This window comes from Lacibacter luteus (assembly GCF_004118265.1).
In the GTDB taxonomy this organism is placed as follows: Bacteria; Bacteroidota; Bacteroidia; order Chitinophagales; family Chitinophagaceae; genus Lacibacter; species Lacibacter luteus.
Genome location: NZ_SDHW01000001.1, coordinates 631471 through 657532, shown reverse-complemented (window position 1 = coordinate 657532; position 26062 = coordinate 631471). Strand labels below are relative to the sequence as shown.

Genomic DNA, 26062 nt, shown 5'->3' with positions numbered 1-26062 from the left:
TGATTGAAAAGAAAAAGGTTGTCTGCAAAGACAACCTTTTTCTTTTATAGTGATTTGCTGTTATCAGAATAACAAACGTACACCAAAGTTCATTCTCCAGGTATTAGCAACAGTAATATTGCTGCTATATGTTTTGCCCGGTAATGCACCGTTAACAAGGTTCATTCTGTAAGTTGCTGCTGTAGTTGTTGTAGGAGCAGTAGCAACAGCTAAGATTGCACCGTTGTTGTAGTTTGTACGTTTACTTACACCCCAATCGTTGTTAAGCAGGTTAGTGAAGTTTTCAATTTCCCAGCTTAACTGTACACCATAATTCTTGTGTTTGCTGATTGGTAAGATATCCTGTAATACACGGAAATCGAGGTTGCTGAACCAAGGCATTTTAGCGCCATTTCTGTCAGCAAATTGACCTTTGTGTTTTTTCAGGTATTTATCCTGGTTGATGTAAGCAAAGAATGCATCGCTTTGTTGTTGCGGACTGAAAGCACCATTTGTTGCAAATGTAATTTCAGATGCATCTTTAGGAATATAGATCAAATCGTTCGATAAACCGTCCTGGTTGAAGTCGTTTGAATATACATAGCTGAAACGACCTTGTTCGTAACCTAAGTACACCAATGTAAATGTTGTATTTAAGAACTTGTTCCAGTTTGCTTTGTACGATGCATAAGCAATAATACGGTTTGGTGTAGCGTAATCGCTGTAAGAAAGATCAAGACTGTTGTTGCCTCTTAAGCTTTGTACGTTACTCCAGGAACTTGCAGCCTGTGAGCCCGGGTTACCCGTAACATCTAAAGCAACTGTTCCTGTGTAAGCAACTGAGAAATCCCAGTTCTTGTTAAAGCGTTTTGCTAACTGTACAGTAAAGATACCAGCTGCACCACGGCTTGTGTTAGAAAGGATGATCGCTTCAGAGATACCTGTGTTATATCTTCTTGTAGCAGTTGTGTTGCCAAATAACGGACGGCTGCCTGGACCAAATGTGGTACCTACTGCCTGGCGTTGGTTGGCGTTATACTGCAACAATGCATTGATGTCTTTATTGAAAATAGCTTCAACAGTTAATGTCCAGTCGTTGCCTAATTTTTTATCGGCAGCAAGACTTGTTCTGAACACCTGTGGCATTTTAAAATCTTTGTCAACCGCTGCTAAGCTGCTTGGTAACGGTGGTGTACCAGCGCTGCTTGGGAAGCTGCTAACATAATGCAGAGGGTTGGGGTTAAACAGGTAGTTGCTTAATGCTGCACCTGAAACTTCGTAAGGAACTACAGAAGTACCGCTGTTGCTTGGCTGGTTGGTAAACCATACAAACGGGAAACGGCCGGTAAAGACACCTGTACCACCACGGATGATTAAACTTTTGTCGCCTTGAATATCCCAGTTAAAACCAACACGTGGGCTAAAGTAAGTGCGTTCTTTCGACCAGCTGCTTACATCAATGTTGAAAGGTTGGTTGTTAAGATTGTAGAAAGTTAATGCTTTGATTGAACTGTTTGCAATAAGATCGTTCTGGAATAAAGGACGATCTGCACGTAAACCAACAGTTAATTTAAATTTATCGCTGAACTTAATTTCATCCTGTGCATACAAGCTTGCCTGGCCAAAGTCTAACTCAACATAAGGAGTTCTTCCTTCAACAGGGAATGTAATAGCAAAAGAACTTGGAGTTGCGTTATTGAAGAAATCAGCTAAAGAATTATATCTGTAGTAGCTGGTACCATAACGCATGAAATAGTTCTGTACATAAATTTTTTCGTAAGCAGCACCACCTGTAAAAGTGTGTTTGCCGGTAGTGTAGGTAACGTTGTTGTTAAAGGTTAATGTGTTGTTTACAACATCATTGTTCCATGAAAAGAGTTCGTAACCTGCACTGATGTAGTTGAAACCACCTTCCCATATATCAATGAAAGGGAAAGGAGTTGAATTAGAGCTTCTTTTAGGATCGTTTGCTTTTGTGTAAGTAGCAATAAACTGGTTCGAAAGTTTATCGTTAAAGTTGCTCTTTACTTCCAATGCATACGATTCAAGCTTATTCGTGTTTGCGTAGTTTGAATTTTCAAAACTCATACTGTTTACACTCCATCTGTTGGTAGAGCTGCGTGGGTTAGGCGCACTGTTACCGTTAAGCAACTGGTCGTCGTCTGTTTTAGAGAAGTTGTAACGGAAAGAAGCTGTATGTTTTGTATTAATGATCCAGTCTAAACGGCCGAGGATTTTCTGGTTCTTGGTTTCGAAGTTGCCAAGGTTTTCGGAAGGACCTGTTTCGTAACCATATTTCGATTTCAAATAAGCACTTACAGAGTCGAGTGCAGTTGCACGAACACGTGTAGTATTTGCATCTGGAGTAACACCTGGTCTGCTTGCTTTCCAAACAACACCCGGTACACTTACTTCCACCTGCTCTACGTTTACAAAGAAGAACAATTTGTTTTTGATGATCGGGCCACCGATTTGTGCGCCCATTGTTTTAGAACGTGACTGTGTTACAGTTGGAATTTTTTGACCTACAGCTGTTCTTCCCAAAAACTCCTGATCACGATAGAAGCCGTAAATGCTTCCTTTAAATGTATTGGTACCTTTTTTAGTTGTAGCGTTAATGCCTGCACCTGTAAAGTTTGCCTGGCGCACATCAAACGGACTTACGTTTACCGAAATTTCATCGATAGCATCGATAGAAATCGGCTGAATAGTACCACCTGGCAAAGGGCTGCTCGACAAACCAAAGTTGTTATTGAAGCTGGCTCCATCAATCTGAATATTGTTATAACGACCATCACGACCGCCAAACGAGTTACCACCACCAGCTTGTGGAGTTAAAGTAGCAACGTTTGAAATGTTACGGTTAATGTTCGGTAAACTATTAATTGTACGCTGGCTGAAGTTTGCACCTGTACCGGTTTTGATGGTACGGGAAGATCTGCTGCCTGTTACCACAATTGTTTCCAGTGTGCTGCCCGATGAGCGTGCAGTAAAATCGAGTGTTTCAGTTGTACCGAGTTGCAGAATTACATCTGTTTTGTCGGCAATCGTAAATCCTACGAAAGTTACAGAAACAACGTACGGACCACCTGCATCGAGGTTGGGGATTGAGAAACGACCGTTTTTGTCTGTTTTAGACAACTTAACTGAGCCGTTTTGGGTATTCGTTACTTTAACAGTTGCGCCTTCAAGCACATTTCCGCTCTCGTCTTTTACCACACCCGCAATATTAGCCGTGGTAACCTGCGAATAGGCTGCAAAAGCAAGAAACAGGGAAATGACTCCCAAAAGCAGTTTTTTGATTTTTAGCATACTTTATAGTTTTACGTGTGCAAATAAACAACAAACTTGTGTTAGAGAAATAAAGAAATATTAACAATTCGTAAAGAATGACAAGGGTTTTTAAGCAATTGCTGCAAGTGCAAGCGGGCGTTTTTAAACAACTCATTTTTCTTGCGTTTTCCGGCCTTGTTTTCAACTAACTTTGCGGCCTAAAAGGAAACGCATGCTGGATTCTATTGAAAGTGCTATTGAGGATATTAAGCAAGGTAAAATAGTTATTGTGGTAGATGATGAAGACCGTGAAAATGAAGGCGATTTTATTGTTGCGGCCAGGCACGCTACTCCCGAAATTGTCAATTTTATGGCAAAAGAGGGACGTGGGCTTATTTGTGCAGCGCTTACCGATGACCGTTGTAAAGAGCTGAACCTTGAACCAATGGTTTCTTCCAACACATCTTTACACGAAACTGCTTTTACCATTTCTGTTGATCTGATTGGTCAGGGAACTTCAACAGGCATTTCGGCACAGGATCGTTCAAAAACAATTCTTGCGCTCATTAATCCCGATACCAAGCCAGAAGATCTTGCCCGTCCGGGACATATTTTTCCTTTGCGTGCAAAGCCCGGCGGTGTACTCCGTCGTACAGGCCATACCGAAGCGGCTATCGATTTGCCAAGACTTGCAGGTCTTGAACCCGCCGGCGTGCTGGTAGAAATTATGAATGAAGATGGCACCATGGCTCGTTTGCCGCAATTGGAAGTGCTGGCACAAAAGCTCGATGTAAAGATCATCTCCATCAAAGACCTCATTGAGTACCGTTTAAAAACAGATTCACTTATTGAAGAAATTGTACGGGTAGAAATGCCTACAGCATACGGACAGTTTCAACTAGCTGCTTTTAAAGAAAAAGAAACCGGACAGGAACATCTTGCATTAATAAAAGGCCAGTGGGAACATGATGAACCGGTGTTGGTGCGTGTGCACTCATCTTGTTTTACCGGCGATATTTTAGGATCGCTGCGTTGCGATTGTGGCGAACAATTACATGGCGCCATGCAAATGGTTGAGAAGGAAGGAAAGGGTGTGGTATTATATATGAACCAGGAAGGAAGAGGTATCGGTTTGTTCAATAAACTAAAAGCTTATAAGCTGCAGGAAGAAGGGATGGATACGGTTGAAGCCAATCTTCATCTTGGTTTACCAATGGATGCAAGAGATTATGGTGTAGGTGCACAAATTCTGCGTACATTAAATGTTTGCAACATAAAACTCATCAGCAACAATCCTAAAAAGCGTGCAGGTTTATTGGGTTATGGGTTGAAGATCGTTGATACTGTTCCCATACAGATCGCTCCCAACATGCACAATCAAAAATATCTCGAAACAAAAAGAGATAAACTCGGTCACGAAATTCTGAAATAAAGTGTGCAAGCTGTTTGACTTAAAACTCAAGCAGCTTTTTTTCTATTCAAATTCCCGAACATAAGAGAAGCTGATACCTGTGCGGTTAGCTGCACGCCATTGCACATCGTATACACTTCGGTAGAAGCCGATGATACGCAGTTTACCATCGGGTGAAAGTAACCACTCCAATGTAAAGTCAGGAGTCAGCTGGTTGGTTTGTGTAGTAGTGGCCTGGCCTGTATTTACCAATAAGGAACCGCCTGCTTTTAAGATCAATCTTCCGTTTAACATGGTTTTGGTTACACCAAAATTTCCTGTGCCGTTGAAGCCTACACCTTGTGCCTGCAAACCTGAAACGAGCAGCGGATTAAATGTTACATACGGATCGAGATTGAGCTTATTAATGCCGGGAATATTTTTCAACGCTATACCCAAACCCGATTCGAGCTGTTGTGCAATAAATTCTGAAATAGTACCTGCTGCACTGCTCAACACACTTGTCCCAATGTTCGCAGCAGAGTTAGATGAGCTGGCGCTTGTTGAAAGGAACTGGTTGAACAATAACACCGAGAAAACCTGGTTGTTCAATTCGTTAGGATTTGCATATAAACGTTCGAAGCCCGCTCTGGTCGCAGCATTTGATTTACAAGGGTGATCATTTGGTAGCTCAAACCTGAATTGTATAACTGGATTGGAAAGGGTTCCAGTTAATTTACTGATCAATGTTATAGGGCTTCGCTCGTTTGAGCTGCAACCCTGTACAAGATCCTGAGGTAATGCTATATTAGGAGTTATATATTTCGCATCAATATTAATGTTTGCATTATACGGATCGCCATTCCATTCAACACTTCCGTTATCAATAAAAAATTGTTTTTTAAATACTTTCTGCCAGTTAAAGGTGTACTTACCATTGGTAATATTGTAGCGACCAGCCATGGTTGTGCCCTCAATTGTACTGGTGCGAATGTTGAGGTTGCCATAACCTTGCCCCTGAATAATATCATTGGTTACTTCATCTAAGATCAAGTCAACTTTTGCAAGCGGGTTGGCAGTAATATCCAGATCAACCAACATGTTCGATGTTTTCTTTATCTGCGATTCCACTTTCATTTCTTTACCATACTTGCGGAACACAATGAAATCGGCTGTGCCCGTTACTCTCGAATCGGAAGTAGGTAAGTAGATATGTGAGCTGTCTGTTGGTTCGCCCTGGAAACGTAACACAAGATTGTCAACATCGCCATTAACAGTGCCGCTTGCGTTTGCAATTACTTTTCCATAAAAAAGACTGTTGTCTTTCTTGGTAGTATTAAGCACAAGCAAACCTCTGCGGGTATCGTTTGCACGAAACGACATACGGAAACTCATGCTGTCGAAGAATTGATGATAGAGTTTTCCGGAAAAAGTTGCAGCACGGTTGGTTGTATCGGTTAAAGCAATGTTGCCGAAATCAATTTCGCCTTTACGGAAGGCGATCTCGGTACCTTCTTTCATATTGTAACGAACCTTCGTATAGTCTAACACAAACGATGCGTTGCTGAGTTTTACATTGCCGATCAGGTCGGGTTTAGCAGCATTGCCTTGAACCAGAATTTTTCCATTGGCAACACCACGCATATCCGTCATAATAATTGACAGGTATTTTTCAAGAATGCTCAGCTTTAAATTCTTTGCATCAATTACCTGGTCTATCTGCGGGTTCTTCGGGTCTTTGATGTTGATCTTTCCTTCGCTGAAGAAATCGTACAGCGGATTGTCGGAAATAATCTTTGTATTGATCTCACCCGATTGACTGTTGTAATTACCCGAAAGTTTTACGGTGCCGATTGAATCATTGTTAAAGCGAAAGCGCTCTGCATCGAGTTCTGTTTCGATCATAAACTTTCCAAGCGGATTAAGAATATCCACACGACCGGTTACCTGTCCTTCAAGCCGTGGATCTTTGAGTACATAAGGCATAAAGTCGCCGATCTGTACTTTGTTCAATTCCACTATAACATCTTCATCCGAATATGATCCTGTATCGGTAATCTTTGTGTAAACAAGTATCGATTCATTACCTGAGTTCAAACGTATACGGTCCGAATGAATTGAGTTTTTACCAATGAACAGATCGCTTTTATCTTCAATATTCCAAACCTTATCGTTTACAACCAGGGTTGAAGGTTGAAATACAATTTCAACACCTTCTCTCGATGTTTTGATTTTTGCATTGAGATCGGCATCCTTTAACGTTTGGGTTGCTCTTGTACGAATATTTACTGAGCCGGTATCGTTAGCAGCAACTAAGGAAAAAGTTGTTTTTGGTAAACTCAGGCTATCGTTAAAAGCTACTTCATTAATACCGCCCTGCAGGTTTAAGCGATTGTAATCGCCTTTTGCAACAATGGACGAACTGTTGAACGCAATATTGTTGTATTTGAAAGCAGGCACATCGGTTTGTACTTCAAACGTATTTTCTTTTGTGCTGATGCGGCCTTTAACCGTACTGTTATCGAAACCTTTAACCGGAATATTCAGCAGGTCGATGTAGGATGCAATGTTTCTTGTAGTTATTTCAAATGTAAAATCCTGGTTCTTTGCCTGTTTTTTGGGTTGAGCAATATAACTTGGAAAATAGGTATGCAAAAATGAAAGGGTAGCGTTGGGCAAATCAAGAATATTAAAATCGCCTGCAACGCTAACATCAGCTTCATTACTGCTTGCCGTTAATCGTTTTTTTCCATCAATAATTATCGATGATAAAGAAAGGTAATCAAATGAGAGTTGAGTAGTATCGTTTGTAAGAACCGCATTGCGTAAATCGGCTGTACCTAAAAAGTCGTCGATGTTGCGACCTTTAAAATCAAGATCAACATACGATTTAAGACGAAGATCGTTTTTAGTAAAACCAAGCTGTTTAAAATTGATGTGGTACACATCGCCGGTTACTTTGTAAACGGGAGTATCTTTTCTGAAGTTTACCAAACCGGTAAGATTTACACGCAGGTTACTATCGTTTACAACAAAAGCACCATCGAATTTTTGTTTTTCGTAAATGCCTTTTGCTGTAATGTTCTTATACGTGTAACCGTTCAGGTAAATGGCACGCACATTACCATCTACTTCTGCAAACAATGTTTTCGGGTTAAAGCCTTTTCCCTTTACAGAGCCATTCATTGCAATAGAGCCAAACAAGGTATCCTTAATAAACGTACCTAATGCAAAACCATCTGTTTTTATTTTGCCCGAATAAATAGCTTCTGTTCCTTTCGGCAGCTTCAGGTTAATATCGGTAACCAATGTGCCAAGGTTGGTGTGAATGGTGCCATAGGTAACAAAATCGTTAAAGAAGCCGGTGTACGATCCGGTAAAGTTGAGATAGCTGATTTTTGAAATAGCAGGGTAGGTGATGTTGCGCAAAGGAGGATAAATTGCAGCTGCATCAGCATATGATGTACGGAGTGTATTCGACTTCAGATCAAGAAACGTACTGTTAATATCGGGTAAGCCATCCATGGTAAAGCTGCCATCAAACTCTGTTTGTTTGAGCGTTGTTATTACAATGTCGTTTCCTTTTAAATGATCAACTGTACCTCTTACCCGGCCTTTGATATTTATCTTATCATTCCAGTCTTTTAAAACAGGGGCAAAGAAGGCAATATCATCGCTATGCAGTTCGCTGTTGTTAAACACACCTTCCATACGCACATGTGTAATAAACTCGCTCATGTCGTGATCGAACTGCGAATAACGCATGGCAAAGAAATTACTGAGCCGGCTTTTGTTTGTTTCTGCCAACAGGTTGCTGAACTCCATACCCTGCGGATGAAACAGGAAATCGGCTTTCAATTGTTTTACTTGAAACCCGCTGCGTTCTTTTGTTGAAAGCTGAATGTTTGCAGTAAGCGAATCGCCAATGAATTTGAGATCTTTAAAACGGCCGTTTATTTTTTCAAACGCAATATGTGCACCATCAAAATAATCGAAGACTGCACGTTCGGTTGCAATATCGTTTTTGAACGTTCCATTCGCAATACGTATATCAGCCGCAGAAAATTTCCAGCCGGCTTCATTCCAGTGAACAGGACTATTTTCGTTTAGATGATAGGCACTGTCAGGTTTCCGTTGGCGTTTGGGGCGTAGTCCCGCATAACTGTTGATGCTGAAGTAAGGCGATTCTATTTCTACCGATTCGGCATTGATTATTTTTTTGTTGAGATCGAATTCTTTAAAGTTTACCAGGAGATAACCAAGTTTGCCCGACATAGTTTGTCCACGCCAGTCATCACGTTGAATAAGCTCGATGTCTTTCAGTTCAACTTTCTTAAAACGCAGATCGGTTTGCGACTTCGACTTTTTACCTGTACCTGGAGAAGAGAAGTAATCGATGAGAAACTGATAGTTCCATACACTGTCTTTCCTGTAGGCATATAATTTCGTTTGTTCAAGACCGATATATTCCAACTCAATCTTCTCTTTCAGGAAAAACCAGTCGGTAATGTTTGCCTTCAGTTTACCAATATTGGCAAGCGTGTCTTTATTGCGGTCTTTAACCAGTACGCCTTCAATCGATACTTTGTTAAACAGTGAAAGGTTAACATGCTTAACACTTACTTCGGTTTTTAATTCGCCGGCAAGCCAGTTGGCTGCTTTTTTTGTAAGCCAGTTTTGTACGGGACTTGTTTGAATGAGCAACCACCCCGCTATGAGCAGAAGCAATAAAACAAGTACAATGCGGGATAGTATTTTAGCGATTTTTCGTGCCAAGGTATCTGAGCTGTAAAAATAACCATTCGGCCTGTTACGGCAAATTCAATACCATAATTAACAAAACAAACTCAAATAGTGCAGCCGGTTAACGATTCGTGCAAACAATTGCTTAATGCAGGATCTCCTGTACATGCTTTTTAATATTCGTGGCTATTTTCTCCATTGGCAGATCGTTGGCATCAATACCAAAAGGGTCTTCAATTTCTTCGGCTACCAACTCCAGGCTGGCGAGTACATAAAACACAAACGTTACTACAGGTATTACATAATAACCCATGCTGAATACAAAACCAAAAGGAAGGGTCATTACATAGAAGAAGATGAATTTTTTAATAAACACACTGTACGAAAAGGGGATGGGTGTATTTTTAATCCGTTCACAGGCACCACAGATATCGGTGAACGATTGCAGCTCGGCATTCAATACAATCAATTCTTCGCCGGTTATTTTTCCCTGCTTGTGTAAGCTATGCACACGTTTAAACAATTGTGCTGCCACCTGGTTAGGAATGTGTTTTCCCTGGTCGATGGTTGCAATTAAATGACCATGATCATCTTCATCAAACAAAGCTGTTTTTGTGCTTTCCTGCTGCAGGTGGTTCAATAAGCTGTATGCATAAAAGGGAATACTGCTGCTGAAAAAAGTACGGTTGGCTTTATCATCTTCTTTGAGTATTGTCGCCAGTTTAATTGAAAGATTCCGGCTATTGTTTACAAGTGCTCCCCAAAGTTTGCGGCCTTCCCACCAGCGGTCGTACGCCGTGTTGGTACGAAATACCAGCAGCATTGAAATGGCAAAGCCCAAAAGGCTATGCATTAAAGGGATGTTTTTAAGATGATTATTATCTGAAAGACGAAATACTTCTACCTCCAGCACAGCAATAATGCCAGAATAAGCAGCAATGCCGAGCAGGAGGGGCGACAGTTTACGAATAGTATCTGACTTATGCAGATGAAACAAAAACGTAAACCACTCTTTAGGATTGTAACCGATCATACTAACAAGTAAAAAGCGAAGTTCTTATTTTTTTCGACCAAACCAATAACCGATGCCTGCACTTACAGTGTGGTAACGTAAACTCGGCGCATCGTCTGTATTGATCATATTACCGAAGCCATAGGTATAATCAACCAAAATACGCAGGCCCGAAGTTGTTTCGTAACCTAAACCTGCATGCCAGCTTGCATCATACATACCGTAGTGTTGAAAACCATATTTAAGTTTGGCATTTGTTGGAACACCTGCGCCATCCTGTTTTGTTTGTTTGCCAGTAAGACCAAAGCCAAGCGAAGGCCCCGTCATTACAAACATGCTGTTTTCATTTTGACTTGGGTGTTTAAAGTCTATCTGCACAACAGGCATTAAACGTAACTGCACTTCGTTGAGCTTGCTGTACGTGCCTGCAGGCAGTGCATTTGTTTTCATGCCACGATAATTAAAGTCAACCTGCGGATTAAAGAATAAACGGTTATCGAAGGGTATTTTCATCATTACACCTGCATAGCCACCGGAAAAGCCTTCCGTTTTTGCAGCAGAAAAACTGGAGAATACATAACTGTAACCGCCTTTAATACCATATTCAATTTTACCAAGTGTTTGCGAAAACGATGTTGCAGAAAGAAACAGGCAAATAACAGTGGTAAGCACAAGAGATTTCATTACATTTTTTATTTTAGTGATTGTAGCCGGAAGTTTAAAACGCTTCCAATAAGCGAACCAGTTTTTCTAAATCGGAATTGGTATGGAGGGCATTCACAACAACCCTGTTTACAGGGTCGTCTTCAGGATGAGGATAACCGAAGGATGAAATGATCATGTTATTTTGCAATAGATGTTGTGCAATACCTTTTTTTGCTACAACAAATACAGGCGTTCCTTCATTGGCCACAAATGTATGGCTTGCAGTTAGTTTTTGCAAATATTCGATGTTTTGCTGCAGCTTAACCCGTTGCTGTTGAAACAGATCGCCGGCTTGTGTAAACGCATATGCCAGCGATGGCATAAACGGTGTACTTGTTGCATAATTTACATGTTTGCGAACAGCGTTTATCCATTTACGTGAGCCGCAAACTGCGCCACCGTTCATATGAAAAGCTTTAGATAAGGAGAAGTTCAGCAGCAACTCAATATTGTCCGGCAATTGCAGCAACGAAACAATGCCCCGGCCTTCTTTACCTAACCAGCCAATGCCATGCGAATCGTCGATGATGAGTGTAATGCTGAAATTTGCAGGCGTATTTTTAAAAAAGGAAAAATCGTTGATGTGCCCGGGAGTAGCATGGATGCTGTCGGCTGCAACAGCAAACCGAAACTCGTTTGCGGCTGCCCGTAGCCGTAAGAACTCCTCCCAGCTTTGTGCAGCAGGAATTTGTTGTATGCCTGCCAATGCAGTCGATGACGGATGCGTATGTTGCAATGCATAAACCATCATTTCTTCGCTCACTACTTCTACCGCTGTACGTGCCGAAAGAAAACCTGACGATAAACAGGCTGCATCTTCTGTTTGTGTAAATGCGGCTAATTGTTTTTCCATAGCTGCATACAGAGCGAGCTGTGTGTTGGAAATACGGGATGATGGATAAACAACGCCGTAAAGATCAATTCCTTTTTTCACAAGATCGGTAAACGCCGGTAACATACCCAGGCCGAGATACGAATAACCGGAGAAGAACTGGAATTCCTCATTATTGATGATTGTTGTTCGGCCGGGAATATTTTGTAAAGTGATCATGAATGTTTGTGCTGCATTTGATCGTTAAACTGCTGCGACTGTCCTTTGGGGATAGATAAGCTTTGCCATTCGTTGTTTTTTATCATTCTGCCTACATAAACGATCTGGCCAACATGATAAGGATAATGGGCCAGTTGCCTGTTCAATGCATCAATAACAGTTAAACCTTCGCTGCGGATGGTAATTGTTTTCAACAGATCATCTGCTGTTAATTGCTTAACTGCATTGAGGTAACAGTCCCAGCCTTCGTTCCATCTTTTCAACAATGCGTCTTTACTCCATTGCTGATCTTCAAATTCCTCATCACGCTTACGCCATTCTTTTTCGCCATCTTCTGTAAGAAAGTTTGTAAAACGGCTAAGCATGTTGCCCGCCAAATGCTGCATGGTTACTGCAATGCTGTTGCTTGCTTCATTTGGCTGATAATGAAAATCGGCATCGCTTAATTGTGCAAATGTTTTATCGGCTAACTCTTTATAGCCAAGCGCCCGTTTTATATAAGAGTTTAAAAAAGTTTCTGCGAATGTCATAGTGAATGGTGAATAGTCAATGATGAATGTTTGCACGCTGATTCTTGTGCCTTGTTGCTTGTTTCTTGTTATGGTTGGTTTTTGGATTTTGGAATTTTCTTCTTTTTCCTTGTGCCTTCAATTTGTATTTCCAACTTTATACTTCGTACTTGCTAGTATCCTTCTGCATGGTCATCGCCACGGTTATCGGCAACAGCTTCAATTGTTAATACGGAGGATGCATTTCTTGTAATCTTTATTGCTTCAAAGCGGCCGATGTTTCCACGCACTACAATTTCATAACCCATTGCTTTTAATTTATCACGAGTATCTGCAGGAAAATTTCGTTCCACATAAACCACATCGGGCAACCATTGATGGTGGAAGCGAGGTTTCCATACTGCATCTTCCAGACTTAAATTAAACTCCAGTGTATTTATTAACACCTGGTATACTTGTGTAGGAATAGTAGTGCCACCGGGTGAACCAAGTACCAAATAAGGTTTGCCATCTTTCAATACAATAGTTGGCGTCATGGAACTGAGCATGCGCTTGTTGGCGGCAATGGCATTGGCTTCTGTACCCAATGCGCCATACATGTTTGGTACGCCGGGTTTAATGCTGAAATCATCCATTTCATTGTTCAATAAAAAACCTGCGCCGGCAACAACAGTGCGGCTTCCGTAGTTGCCGTTTAATGTAGTGGTTACCGAAACAGCATTGCCAAACTGATCGCATACACTCAGATGTGTTGTTTCTTCGCTCTCGGGGCTGATGTTGCCATGTGTGGTTGTTTTACTGCTGCCCGGTTTTGTTGCATCGTAATCGGCCATGCGTTGCCGTAAGTATTCGGGAGAAGTAAGTTTTTTAACAGGCACTTTTACAAAGTCTCTGTCGCCAAGAAATTCTGCACGATCGGCAAATGCTCTGCGTTCAATTTCAATCATCAATTGCACAGCCTCTGGCGAATGAAAACCATATTGTGCAATATTCCTGTTTTCGACCATGCCCATCATTTGCTGAATAAGAATGCCGCCACTGCTTACCAAGGGCATACCAACAATTGTATAGCCTTTGTATTGCGATACCATTGCTTCACGCTTTGCAGTCTGGTAGTTTTTCAGATCGGCTAATGTAATTAAACCGCCACCTCGTTTCATTTCGGCCACAATTAATTTAGCTGTTTCGCCTTCGTAAAAACCTTTCTGTCCAAAATCACGAATACGTTTTAATGTAGCTGCAAGCTCTTTTTGTATCAAGGTGTCACCGGCTTTCCATCCACCATATTTAATAAGGGCGTTGGACTTTGTGTTGTAACGTACGAAATCGCCCATGCTGTTATTTAAATTGTTTGCTTCAGCCTCTGTAATTGCAAAACCTTTTTCGGCCAGATCAATTGCAGGTTGTATCAATTGTGTAAATGGAAGCTTTGCGTATTTGTGTGTGGAGAATAAACCGGCAACAGTACCGGGTACACCCGATGCTAAATGTCCATTCTGACTCAGATTTGTTTGTGCGTTACCATCTTTATCTAAATACATATCACGACTTGCAGCCGCAGGTGCTTTTTCCCGATAGTCTAAAGCGATCTGTTCGTTTTTTGCAGTAACAGCTACAAGAAAACCACCGCCGCCAATATTTCCTGCACCGGGATACACAACGGCTAATGCCAATTGCGTTGCAATCGTTGCATCAAACGCATTGCCTCCTTTTTTTAAAATAGCAACACCCACTTTGCTTGCAAGCGGATGTGCGCTTACAACTGCTCCGTTTTTAACTTCTGCTTTTTTGCTAATACTGTACCGGTAAGGATTATACTGGGCTTCTGCATTAATAAATACCAATAACAGCAGCAATGCAGCGATTTTTCTCATGTACTATTTTTTGCCGAATTTAATTTTTTCGGACGAAAGCAACATATCTTGATTATTATAAAGTTGTGATAAGTGGCAAGCTGCCACTAAACCGCATCCTTACATTTGCAACATATTTTTAAGTTATGAGAAAATTTCTATTACTGGTTCTTTTAGCTGCTTTTGCAGGGCAGTCTTGGGCTCAATTACAAAGTCCCGAACAGTTTCTTGGCTATAAAATAGGAACACGTTATACGCCACATTGGAAAATTGTCAGCTACTTTCAACATGTAGCAGCTAACGCACCTAAAACAGTTAAGCTGCAACAGTACGGACAAACAAACGAAGGTCGTCCACTGATGGTTGCGTTTATTTCATCAGAAGAAAACATGAGCAATCTTGAAGCCATTCGTACAAACAACCTGCGTTTGGCAAACCTCAGCAGAGATAAAGCTGCACCCAACGAAAATGCAGCACCCATTGTCTGGCTCAGTTACAATGTGCATGGCAACGAAACATCGAGCAGTGAAGCTGCTTTAATGACGGTGTGGGCATTGGTTGATCCTGCCAATACAAAAACAAAAGAGTGGTTGAAGAATACAGTGGTGGTAATGGACCCCTGTATTAATCCGGATGGCCGTGACCGTTATGTAAACTGGTTTAATTCGGTTGTAGGTGTAAAAGCTACACCTCGCATGGATACACGTGAGCACCGTGATCCCTGGCCGGGCGGCAGAAGTAATCATTATAACTTCGATCTTAATCGTGACTGGGCCTGGCAAACACAGGTAGAAAGTCAGCAACGCTTAAAACTTTATAACCAATGGATGCCGCAGATACATGTTGATTATCATGAGCAGGGCATTAACGAGCCGTATTATTTTGCACCGGCCGCAGAACCTTTTCATGAAATAATTACACAGTGGCAGCGTGATTTTCAAACAACAATTGGTAAGAACCATGCAAAATATTTCGACGCAAATGGCTGGTTGTATTTTACCAAACTTCGTTTCGATCTGTTTTATCCTTCTTACGGCGATACTTATCCAACTTACAACGGAGCAATTGGTATGACGTATGAGCAAGGTGGCGGTCCTGCTGGTGGTGCAACTGCATTAACCGAAGAAGGCGATACGCTTACCCTGTACGATCGTGCTATCCATCATTTCACTACTGGCATGAGTACGATTGAAGTTGCATCTGTAAATGCATCAAAACTTATTGCTGAATACCGTAAGTTTTTTAATAAAGGAATAAGTGGTGGTTTTGGTGAGTATAAAACATACATCATTAAAAGCAGCACAAAAGATGCAGATCGTTTGCAGGCATTTTTACAATTACTCGAAAAGAATGGTATCGAATATGGTACTGCAACAGCAACAGGCAAAGGCTACAATTATTTTACAGCTAAAGAAGAAAATTTTGCAGTTGCCAATGGCGATGTGGTGGTAAGTGCATTTCAGCCACGTTCGGCAATGGTGCAAGCCTTGCTTGAACCTAAATCGAAACTGAGCGATTCTGCAACCTACGATATTACAGCATGGAGTCTTCCATATGCATACGGGTTACAGGCTTTTGCTTCGAAAGACCGCATTAATCCATCTGCATATCAAAAACCGGCAGCTGTTGTAAATGCTGCTGCTGATGTGTATGCTTATGTAATTAAGTGGGAAGGCGTGCAAAGTGCAAAAACTGCAGGCCAATTATTGCAAAAAGGAATCACTCTGCGTTACAGCGAAGTGCCGTTTGAAGTAAACGGACAGAAGTTTGACAGAGGTTCCATTATTGTAATGAAAACAAGTAACCAATCGCTGGGTACACAATTGTGGAAACATGTGGTTGATGCCGCCAATGCAAATAATGTAAAACTCTATCCGGTAACAACTGGTTTTGTAGACAATGGCGGCGATTTTGGAAGTGATCTTGTTACACCTTTCAAACTCAAGAAAGTTGTATTGCTCACAGGCGAAGGTGTAAGCAGCTTAGGTGCCGGTGAAATCTGGCATTTCTTTGATAAGCAATTGGAGTATCCTGTTTCGCTGGTATATGCAAACGACTTCAGCAGAATTAACTGGGCCGAAACAGATGTAATTATTATGCCCGATGGGAACTATCGTTTTATGGGCGATAAAACATCAACCGATCAGTTAAAAGAGTGGGTGAGCAAAGGCGGTAAAGTAATTGCGCTTGAAGCAGCAGTTGCAGCATTTGCACGTTTAGATTGGGGATTGAAATCAAAGAAAACAGAAGATGCATCAACCAAAGATCCCTACAAGGCGTTAACCACTTACGAAAACCGTGAACGTGATTTTGTAAGCACAATGACACCCGGTTCTATTTACAAAGTTCAACTCGATAATACGCATCCATTGGCATTTGGTTACCCGGATTTTTATTTCACATTAAAAATGGATGATAATATTTACGATTTCATGAACGGAAACGGATGGAATGTTGGCGTAGTAAAGAAAGAAGGACAGCTTGCAGGTTTTGTTGGTAATAAACTGCAAAACCGTTTGAAAGATGGATTGTTGTTTGGCGCACAAAACATTGGTCGTGGTTCGGTAGTGTATTTAACCGATAATATCATGTTCCGTAATTTCTGGGAAAACGGAAAGCTGATGTTGTGTAATGCGGTGTTCTTCTAGGCGGTAGTAAACGAATTAAAGCAAACCCTGAAAGGAATTCCTTTCAGGGTTTTTTCTTGCCCGGACCGTAAACTAATAGCTACTAGTTTTCCACATTTCCTGCAAGTTGTTGAGAGTTTGTGCGGTTTTTTGCAGCTATTTACTATATTGGAGTTCAAACCAAAGAAATTGCTTAAGAAAGAACGACATGCGTTTATTATGCATCAGCTAAACCTGCACAACAAGGTTTTGTCGAACGATTTATGCCAGATAATGGAAGTGTCGGAAGATACGATCCGCAGGGATCTGCAGGAACTTTCAGCGGCAGAGAAGTTGATTAAAGTGCATGGTGGTGCCTTATCGCTTTCCTTTAGCGAAGTCCAGTTTTCAACCGATCATTTATACTCACCGGAAAAGAAACGCATTATTGCCGAGAAAGCTGTTTCCTTAGTGGAGAATGGAATGTTTGTTTTAACCGGCGGGGGTACAACTATTGTGGAAATGGCCAAAGTGTTACCTCCACAATTACGAGCAACATTTATTACAGGAAGTATTCCTGCAGTAAACGAATACCTCAAACATCCTTCGATAGATGTGGTAATGATCGGTGATAAAATTCTGAAGGATTCAAAAATTACATGCGGCTCGGAAGCCATTAGTAAAATACGGCAGTTAAATGCCGATATCTGTTTTTTGGGGATTAATGCAATTGACAGCAAAAGCGGTGTAACCGAAAACGATTGGGAAGTTGCAAACCTTAAACGTGAAATGATTGAAGCATCGAAGAAAGTTGTGTGTTTGAGTATTTCCGAAAAGCTGAACAGTTCGCAACCTTTACGGATATGTGGTTTGGAAAAGATCACACATCTTATTACAGAATTACCGCCCGATGATAAACGATTAAACGATTACCACAAAGCAGGTGTAATCGTTTTATAATTCATATGTATTCTTAAACAACCAAAATAAAACTGGATCATGAGAAAACTGTTGAAATGCAAAGACAAACTGTTGTTGCTGTTTTTCTGGTTGCCCTTATTGGTTTTTGGGCAGGATAAAACAATAACAGGTACAGTTCTATCCGAAGAAAACACACCATTGCCCGGAGCTACTGTTTCGGTTAGAGGTACAAACCGATCTGTAACAACAAATGCTTCCGGTGTATTTACAATAAGTGCTGCAAGCGGTGCAACATTAGTAGTGAGTTATATTGGTTACGAACAACAATCTGTTCGTTTAGGAACCAGTACCACTATTACTGTTACGCTTCGTACTTCTAAAAGCAGTTTGGGAGAAGTAGTTGTAACTGCTTACGGCATCCGTCGTGAAAAGAAATCACTCGGTTATTCTACACAGGTTGTTGATGGTGATGAAATTGCCGGAACACGTCGTGAAAACTTTGTAAACTCTCTTGCTGGTCGTGTAGCAGGCGCAACTATTACTCCATCATCAGGTGTGCCGGGTGCATCATCGCAAATTGTATTACGTGGTGCCACTTCAATTGGTGGCAATAACCAGCCTTTATTTGTGGTGGATGGTGTACCATACGATAACCAAACGCTTAACCAGGAAAATCTTGTTGGCGGTTCTGTTTCGTTTGCAAACCGTAACTCCGATTATGGTAACCGTGCAATGGATATTAACCCCGATGATATTGAAAATGTAACCATCTTAAAGGGTCCTGAAGCAACTGCATTGTATGGTGCAGACGGTGCATCAGGCGCCATTGTAATTACTACAAAGAAGGGTAAATCGGGGAAAGCTTCAATTTCATACGATAACTCTTTTCGTGTGGAGAATGTATATCGTTTTCCCGAAGTACAACAGGTGTATGGTTTGGGTAACAACGGTATCTATGATCCAAACTATACAACGAATCCGTTTTCAGTATTAGGTACATCAACAGGTGCCGGTATTCCTGCAGCTTATGGTCCTAAACTGCCAACAGGTACATCAACGTTTAATAATGCTGAAAACTTTTTCCGTAACGGGTTTACACAACAGCACAATATTAATGTAGAAGGTGGCAGCGATATTGCAACGTATCGTTTCTCTGCTAACTATACCGATCAGGCTGGTGTGGTACCAAATACAGGATTTGAAAAATTCTCAGCACGTTTAATGGGTTCAACTAAAATTGGTAATAAGCTCCGCTTAACCACCAGTATGAACTATGTTAGCAGCACCACAACAAAAGCAAGCAAAGGTGCAGGAGGTTATTTGCTCACCTTACTTACATGGCCTGTTACGGTTGATGTACGTAATTATCAAAAACCTGACGGAACAAAAATTCCTTTAAGAAATATCACCAATCTTAATCTGGAGTACGATAACCCTATGTGGGATGTGTACAAAAACCCCGGCATGGATAAAGTAGATCGTTTAACCGGTAATCTTAATCTTTCGTACGATGTAACAAGCTGGTTAAATCTTGGTGCAGTTACAGGTATTGACTATTATACACAATATGGTACACTGGCTGTTCATCCGCTTTCACGTTTTGGTTTAGCAGGTAATGGTTTTTATTCGTTGTATCAACAAACTACACGCAACTTCAGTAATACGCTTAAAGCTACTGCAACGAAAAAGTTCGGCGATTTCAGTAACTCGTTTACTGCAGGCTTTTATATGGAGAATAACTACACGAAAGTTGAATCGCAAAAAGGCGAACGTTTTTACGAACGTGATTTTCTTGGCATAAACAATACCGATCCGCTTTCACGTGATGCCCGTACAGCTATCAGCAACATCCGTAAGGTGCGTTTCTTTGGTAACTATATCTTAGGTTATAAGTTTGCTTACTTGTCGTTGGCAGGCAGCCGTGAAGGTTCTTCAACTTTTATGTCGAGTGTAGTTGATAAAGATCCGTTCTTTAACTATGGCTCATCTTCTCTTAGTTTTGTATTCTCTGATATTAAAGGTGTAAAAGAAGCATTGCCCTGGTTGAACCTTGCCAAAGGCCGCATCTCTTATGCAACAACAGGTAAGAGCCCTTCTCTTCCTTACATTATCGACTATCGTTTTACAAGCCAGATTACAACAGGAGGTGGTTTTGCATACGATGTTACGGGTAATAACTTCGATCTGATTCCTGAACGTTCAAACAACCTGGAGTATGGTGCAGAATTATCGATGTTTAAAGGCCGTATACGTTTGGATGTTGCCCGCTATCATTTGTTGAGCAAAAACCAGATACTTGCAGCACGTGCATCATACGGTACCGGCTTTGTAATTAAGTGGTTTAACGGTGGTGAAGTAGAAAACAAGGGTATTGAAGTACAACTTGCAGGTACGCCTGTTGAAACAAAGGATTTCCGTTGGGAAACAATTTTCAATTTCGATCGTAACGTAGGCACAGTAAAATCAATGCCTGCAGGTTTACCAACGTACTACGATTCTGATACCTGGGTATTCGGTAACCTTCGCTCACAATATTTCCCCGGGGCGAAAATTGGTAATATGGCTGCGAACACTGTTGCCCGCAACAATGCAGGCCAGGTGTTAATCAGTCCAACATCAGGATTACCTGTTCGTGATAATGATTTTAAAACTGTTGGAGATCGTCAGCCACAATTTAAATTAGGCTGGGTAAACAATCTTCGTTACAAGCAGTTCGATTTATCATTTAATATCGATTTCAGAAAAGGCGGCGATGTGTTTAATGCTACTGAATACTTCCTGTATTTAACAGGTTACAGCGTTAAAACACTCGATCGTGAAATGCCACGTGTAATTGAAGGCGTATTGCAGGATGGCTTGGAAAATACAGCTAATCCAACCAAAAATACCATTGCAGTTACACCTATGTACAACTCATCGTTTTACTCAAGCACAACAGCTGCAACAGAAGAAGATTTTGTTGAGACTGTAAACTGGGCTCGTTTGCGTGATGTAACGCTTCGTTATACTGTTCCTGCAAGAATACTATCAGGTGCAAAATTTATTAAGTCTGCATCTATCTATTTTACAGGTACAGATTTATTAATGATCACCAATTACAGCGGTGCTGATCCTGCTGTAAATGCAAACACTGCTTCAAACCGTGGTTTCGGCGGTGCAGGTATTGATTACGGTGCATTAAGTATTCCACGTGGTTTCAACTTTGGTTGTGCTATTAAATTTTAAATTTTCTGAACATGAAAAAGAAACTTCTTCATATACTGCTTCTTTCGGCTGTGTTGATCAATGCAACAAGCTGTAAGAAATATCTCGACATCAACTCCGATCCGGATACACCGCAGCAGCCCGATGTGTCATCGGTATTTCCTGCAATGCTGGCTGCAATACCAAGAGGTACGCAATACGATGCACGTTATGTTTCAAAGTACATCCAAAACTTTGCACAGAACGCTGCAGCTAATGCATGGGATCTTCACGGACATCAAAACTATCCCAACCCATCCGACATTGGTGGCGATATCTGGCGCCAGTGTTACTATGGTTTGGGTGCAAACCTTAATTACATTATCGACAATGGTAAACGTAAAGGTCAGTGGGATTATGTTGGTGCTGCGTATGCATTAAAGGCAATGATGTTCCAGATGTGTACCGATGAATATGGTGAAATTATTTACACTGAAGCTTTTAAGGAAAATACATCGATGTTTAAGTACGACGATCAGCAGGTTGTTTACAAAGGCATCGACTCGTTATGTAAGTTGGCGTTGAACTATCTGCAACGTACCGATCTCAGCCCTTCAAATTCCTTATTGGTAAGAGGCGATTATATTTACGATGGAAGCAATGCAAAATGGATCAAGTTTGTGAATGGCCTATTGGCAAAAAACTTTCATCGCATGACCAATAAATCTTCCTACCTGGCCGATTCGGTGATTTATTATGTAGATCGCTCATTTGCCAACACACAGGAAGATTTTGTTGTTCCTTTTGATGCAACCAAAAACGATGATTCTAATTTCTTTGGTACTTATCGTGATAACCTTAGTTCTTTCCGTCAAACAAAAATGATTGTACAGTTGCTCGATGGTACAACTTTTACCGGCACTACGTTAGGCATAAACAGAGATCCCCGTTTGCGCCATATGCTTTGCGCTTCGAACGATACAACAAATGGGAATGGAGGGTACTACGGTCTTGAACCGGGATTAGCTGATCCAAATGGAAGTACGTCCCCCAAACGTGTTGCTGCACCATTTGGCGATTCGATCTATGCCAATCCAAGTGCAAGCCGTTTCGACCCATCACGTGGTAAATATCTGTTCCGTGATAAAGCCGTATCGCCAGTTATGACTTACAGCGAATTGCAGTTTATGAAAGCAGAAGCTGCCTATAAAAAAGCAGGAGGTCCTGATGCAACGGCTTACCAGGCTTACCTGAATGGTATTAATGGCCACTTCGATTTTATTAACCGAGCAGTTTATCCAAGAAGCAATGTGCCGATTTATAATACGGTAACAATTTCTACCGCACAACGTAACGCTTACCTCGTAAGTGCAAACGTAAAACAGAGTGCCGCTGCATTAACGCTTACCGATATTATGTTGCAGAAATACATTGCACTTTGGGGCTGGGGCTTTACCGAAACATGGGTTGATATGCGTCGTTACCACTATACCGATCTTGATCCTGTTACAGGCACAGTTGTTTATAAAGGATTCATTACTCCTGCTGCAATACCTGCAACAAACAATGGTAAACTGGCAACACGCATTCGGCCACGTTACAATTCGGAGTATGTATGGAACCTTGATGAGTTGATCCGTATTGGTGGAACAGCAGTAGATTATCATACAAAAGAAATGTGGTTCAGCTTACCTTAATTTTTTAAACTATTACATATGCGAAACAGATTTTTTCAACTCATATGTTTTTTTGCAGCTGTTGTTACTTTGTTTACAGCCTGCGAAAAAAACGAACTGAAAACGACAGAGGTAAATAAACTTACTTCAAACGAGGCGCAGGTAAAAGTGATGTTTGCTTCTTTTTACCGGTCAAATCCCCGTATCTATATTAAAATAAACGATCAGCTTGTAAGCAGTACGCTTACAACATTTACTCCATTTCCCGGCGGCGGTTTAAATACCGGGGGAGGAAGTACGGCCGATTACCTGCGTGTTGCTGCAGGACAAAACAGTTTTGCCGTTGCTATACCTAAGTTTGGCACCAATGTAGATTCGTTGCAGCTGGCAAATGTGCAACACACTGTTACTGCCGGTAAAAAGTATTCGCTCTATTTTGCCGATACAAGTGCAGCTACTACAAGTTTGCTGGTAGAAGATTCGTTGATAGCTCCCGATTCGGGTTATGCGAAGTACAAGTTTGTAAACATGATGCCCGATGTAGCTGCAGGTTTGGATTTGTACATTGGTACAGTAAAGGTGGCTTCAGCTATTCCTTACAAAGGTGTAAGCCCTTCGTTTGTATTGCCTACAAATAATGCATCAACCACTTGGGCTATTCGTGTGGCAGGCGGTACCACTAACCTGGTAACATATGCAGGTACTACAGCGTCAATATCTAATCAGCGTGTGTATACCGTAATAGCCAGAGGTTATAACGCAATCACATCAACTTCAACGGCTGAACCAAGAAGACGGTTGGTCAGCCTTATTTACAATCAGTAAAAAAGCAGGAGGGTGTGTTGTAAAACACGCCCTTTTTTTATGCAATAAAATGTGTTGTTTTGCGGAGTCTTAAATAACAACTGTTGAAACGAACCGATCTCTTCTACATCCGTCTTTCCTTTATCGTCAGCATTTTTATTTGTGCTGTAAAGTTTGTTGCGTGGGCAATTACAGGTTCGTTGGTAATATTGAGTGATGCTTTGGAGTCGATCATTAATGTAGCTGCTGCTGCGTTTGCATGGTACAGCATTTATCTTTCAAACAAACCAAGAGATACTGAGCATCCGTACGGGCATGGTAAGATCGAATTTTTTTCCATCGGTTTCGAAGGTGCAATGATCCTTATTGCAGGTATCGGCATTCTTGTACAGGCTGTGCAGGGTTTTATTCATCCGCAAAGTTTAAAAGGATTAACAACCGGTTTGTGGTTAACGGTAGCAGGTGGAGCTGCAAATTTTATTCTTGGATATTTTCTTGTACAAACGGGTAAAAACCGAAACAGTTTAACATTAACCGGTAACGGTAAACATATTCTCAGCGATAGTTATTCCAGCATTGGTGTACTGGTTGCAGTTGTATTGATTCTGTTAACCGGTTATAGCTGGATCGATCCTGTAGCATCGGTATTTGCTGCAGCGGTAATTATTTACACGGGCTTTCGGTTAATGCGTAAATCGGTTAAAGGTTTGATGGATGAAGTGGATATGAAAGTGGTAGATGAGTTGGTTGAAATTCTGAAGCTCAATAGAAAAGCAGCATGGATCGATGTGCATAACATGCGTGTGCAGCGTTTCGGCAATTATTATCATGTGGATTGCCATGTAACCATGCCTTATTATTATTCGTTAGAACAAGTGCATGATGAATTAACCAAGCTTGACACTGTACTGAATAAAAATTTTCAAAAGGGCAGCATCGAATTTTTTATTCATACCGATCCCTGCATCAGCTCAAGTTGCAGACATTGCCTGTTAAGTGAATGCCCTGTTCGAAAATTTCCTTTTCAGCAACAGATAGAATGGAGTAAAGAAAATTTGTTGCCCAACAAAAAGCATGCTTTTGCTGAATGAGATCTATTCTTCCGGCTCGTACGAAAAACGCAGATCGGTCAACGATTCGATCAATGGTTTTACACGATAAATATTCCTGTTAAACTTATTGCCGAGAATAATGATGGTTAACGAATCGGGCAATACACGATAGAAGGTTGAGTTGTTACCGTGCCACCATCCGTTATGATAAACAATTTTTTTATCGTGCGGCAAAGTATACATACGCCAGCCAAAACCATAATTGTGTATACCGGGGCGTTCGAAACTGTAGGGTTGAAAAGCAGAGTCGAGTGTAGACTGTTTGAAAAGTCTGTTTGTGTACAATGCCTGGTCCCATTTCAAAAGATCTCTCACTGTGCTGTAAATATTTTTATCGCCATAAACAAGATCGAGAAAAGTAAATGCTTCCTGCACACCATTCCACATATACGATGGTGTTACGGTTGCAGAATCTGCATGATTGTACACTTTTGTATTGGTCATTTGCAAAGGCGTAAAAAAAGTTGTTTGCAAATAATCTGCATACGATTTTCCTGAAGCTGCTTCAATAATCAATGCCAGTAACGCAAAATTGGTGTTGGAATAATTGAACCTGCGGTTGATGGCATTGGCTAAATCGGGCTTGTTGCTGATGAGTGTTTGCAACACATCTTTGTTGGTTACGTTTTGTTTTTTATCCCAATTTATTTTTTCAAGATAGTAACCATAATTGGGTAAACCGCTGCGTTGGTTCAACAGCATTTTTACAGTAATACCATTGTAAGGAAAACCGGGGAAGAATTTCTGTAACGAATCGTTGATGTTGAGTTTACCTTCTTCTGCAAGCTTTAATACAGCCATTGCTGTAAATGTTTTGCTGGTAGATGCTATATGAAAAGGAGTGGAAGCTGTAATTGAATCTTTGTTCTGTAAACGAACAAATCCATTGTATTTTTCAAACAGCACATAACCGTTTTTTGCAACAAGTATGGATCCGTTAAAACCTGTACGGCCAAGTGACGAATCGTAAAAGTTATTGATTTTTCGTTGATACTCTTTTAACTGAGCTTCGGGCAACGGTGCAACAGGGGTTGGCGTGTAGCCTAAATTTTCCTGTTGTGTTTTTTTGTGTGCAGAGCTGTTACATGCTGCAAGAAAAGAGATCAACGCTATAGAAAAGAACGTTCGTTTTTTGAACAATGTCATGCTTTTTATTTCAAATCGGTGGTTGAGTGATTATTACTAAAAATAGTGCCGAAGAAGTTGCTTCAATGGAAAGTTTAAAAACTAACATTCTATTGGGCT

At 41.0% G+C, this 26062-nt stretch carries 15 protein-coding genes; 7 read left to right on the top strand and 8 right to left on the bottom strand.

Features of this window, described 5'->3' with window-relative positions; genetic code table 11:
• Nucleotides 1-63: 63 nt before the first annotated feature.
• Nucleotides 64-3291: a TonB-dependent receptor gene (locus ESA94_RS02350; RefSeq protein WP_129129250.1), complete on the bottom strand. Its 3228-nt coding sequence runs from the start codon at nucleotides 3289-3291 to the stop codon at nucleotides 64-66.
• A 193-nt stretch (nucleotides 3292-3484) separates the two neighbouring features.
• Between ESA94_RS02350 and ESA94_RS02345 the strand changes: the two genes are divergently transcribed.
• Nucleotides 3485-4684 carry a bifunctional 3,4-dihydroxy-2-butanone-4-phosphate synthase/GTP cyclohydrolase II gene (locus ESA94_RS02345; protein ID WP_129129249.1) on the top strand — a complete coding sequence of 400 codons (1200 nt, stop codon included), beginning with the start codon at nucleotides 3485-3487 and terminating at the stop codon, nucleotides 4682-4684.
• A gap of 42 nt (nucleotides 4685-4726) precedes the next feature.
• Here ESA94_RS02345 and ESA94_RS02340 read toward each other — a convergent pair whose 3' ends face one another.
• From ESA94_RS02340 to ggt, 6 genes are all read right to left on the bottom strand, one after another.
• On the bottom strand, nucleotides 4727-9418 hold the full coding sequence (locus ESA94_RS02340) for a translocation/assembly module TamB domain-containing protein (RefSeq protein WP_129129248.1): 4692 nt from the start codon (nucleotides 9416-9418) through the stop codon (nucleotides 4727-4729).
• A gap of 112 nt (nucleotides 9419-9530) precedes the next feature.
• Nucleotides 9531-10418 carry a bestrophin family protein gene (locus ESA94_RS02335; RefSeq protein ID WP_129129247.1) on the bottom strand — a complete coding sequence of 296 codons (888 nt, stop codon included), beginning with the start codon at nucleotides 10416-10418 and terminating at the stop codon, nucleotides 9531-9533.
• A 24-nt stretch (nucleotides 10419-10442) separates the two neighbouring features.
• Complete coding sequence (locus tag ESA94_RS02330; RefSeq protein ID WP_129129246.1) at nucleotides 10443-11081, bottom strand: porin family protein; 639 nt, start codon at nucleotides 11079-11081, stop codon at nucleotides 10443-10445.
• A gap of 34 nt (nucleotides 11082-11115) precedes the next feature.
• The gene (locus ESA94_RS02325) at nucleotides 11116-12153 is read right to left on the bottom strand and encodes an aminotransferase class I/II-fold pyridoxal phosphate-dependent enzyme (RefSeq protein WP_129129245.1); all 1038 of its coding nucleotides are present in this window, start codon (nucleotides 12151-12153) and stop codon (nucleotides 11116-11118) included.
• A complete protein-coding gene (locus tag ESA94_RS02320; protein WP_129129244.1) occupies nucleotides 12150-12683 on the bottom strand; it encodes a DinB family protein in 534 nt (177 codons plus the stop codon). The genes ESA94_RS02325 and ESA94_RS02320 overlap by 4 nt, the downstream gene beginning before the upstream one ends.
• Before the next feature lie 152 nt (nucleotides 12684-12835).
• Nucleotides 12836-14536, bottom strand: a complete 1701-nt coding sequence (gene ggt, locus ESA94_RS02315) for a gamma-glutamyltransferase (RefSeq protein ID WP_129129243.1) — start codon at nucleotides 14534-14536, stop codon at nucleotides 12836-12838.
• Between the two features lie 125 nt (nucleotides 14537-14661).
• Between ggt and ESA94_RS02310 the strand changes: the two genes are divergently transcribed.
• From ESA94_RS02310 to ESA94_RS02285, 6 genes are all read left to right on the top strand, one after another.
• Nucleotides 14662-17163, top strand: coding sequence for a M14 metallopeptidase family protein (locus ESA94_RS02310; RefSeq protein WP_129129242.1), 2502 nt, complete (start codon nucleotides 14662-14664; stop codon nucleotides 17161-17163).
• A gap of 168 nt (nucleotides 17164-17331) precedes the next feature.
• Complete coding sequence (locus ESA94_RS02305; RefSeq protein ID WP_129129241.1) at nucleotides 17332-18081, top strand: DeoR/GlpR family DNA-binding transcription regulator; 750 nt, start codon at nucleotides 17332-17334, stop codon at nucleotides 18079-18081.
• Nucleotides 18082-18120: 39 nt separating this feature from the next.
• On the top strand, nucleotides 18121-21267 hold the full coding sequence (locus ESA94_RS02300; RefSeq protein ID WP_129129240.1) for a SusC/RagA family TonB-linked outer membrane protein: 3147 nt from the start codon (nucleotides 18121-18123) through the stop codon (nucleotides 21265-21267).
• An 11-nt stretch (nucleotides 21268-21278) separates the two neighbouring features.
• A complete protein-coding gene (locus ESA94_RS02295; RefSeq protein WP_129129239.1) occupies nucleotides 21279-22922 on the top strand; it encodes a SusD/RagB family nutrient-binding outer membrane lipoprotein in 1644 nt (547 codons plus the stop codon).
• 18 nt (nucleotides 22923-22940) lie between these two features.
• The gene (locus ESA94_RS02290; RefSeq protein ID WP_129129238.1) at nucleotides 22941-23726 is read left to right on the top strand and encodes a DUF4397 domain-containing protein; all 786 of its coding nucleotides are present in this window, start codon (nucleotides 22941-22943) and stop codon (nucleotides 23724-23726) included.
• 83 nt (nucleotides 23727-23809) lie between these two features.
• The gene (locus ESA94_RS02285; protein ID WP_129129237.1) at nucleotides 23810-24796 is read left to right on the top strand and encodes a cation diffusion facilitator family transporter; all 987 of its coding nucleotides are present in this window, start codon (nucleotides 23810-23812) and stop codon (nucleotides 24794-24796) included.
• A 3-nt stretch (nucleotides 24797-24799) separates the two neighbouring features.
• Here ESA94_RS02285 and ESA94_RS02280 read toward each other — a convergent pair whose 3' ends face one another.
• On the bottom strand, nucleotides 24800-25963 hold the full coding sequence (locus ESA94_RS02280; RefSeq protein ID WP_129129236.1) for a serine hydrolase domain-containing protein: 1164 nt from the start codon (nucleotides 25961-25963) through the stop codon (nucleotides 24800-24802).
• Nucleotides 25964-26062: the final 99 nt, after the last annotated feature.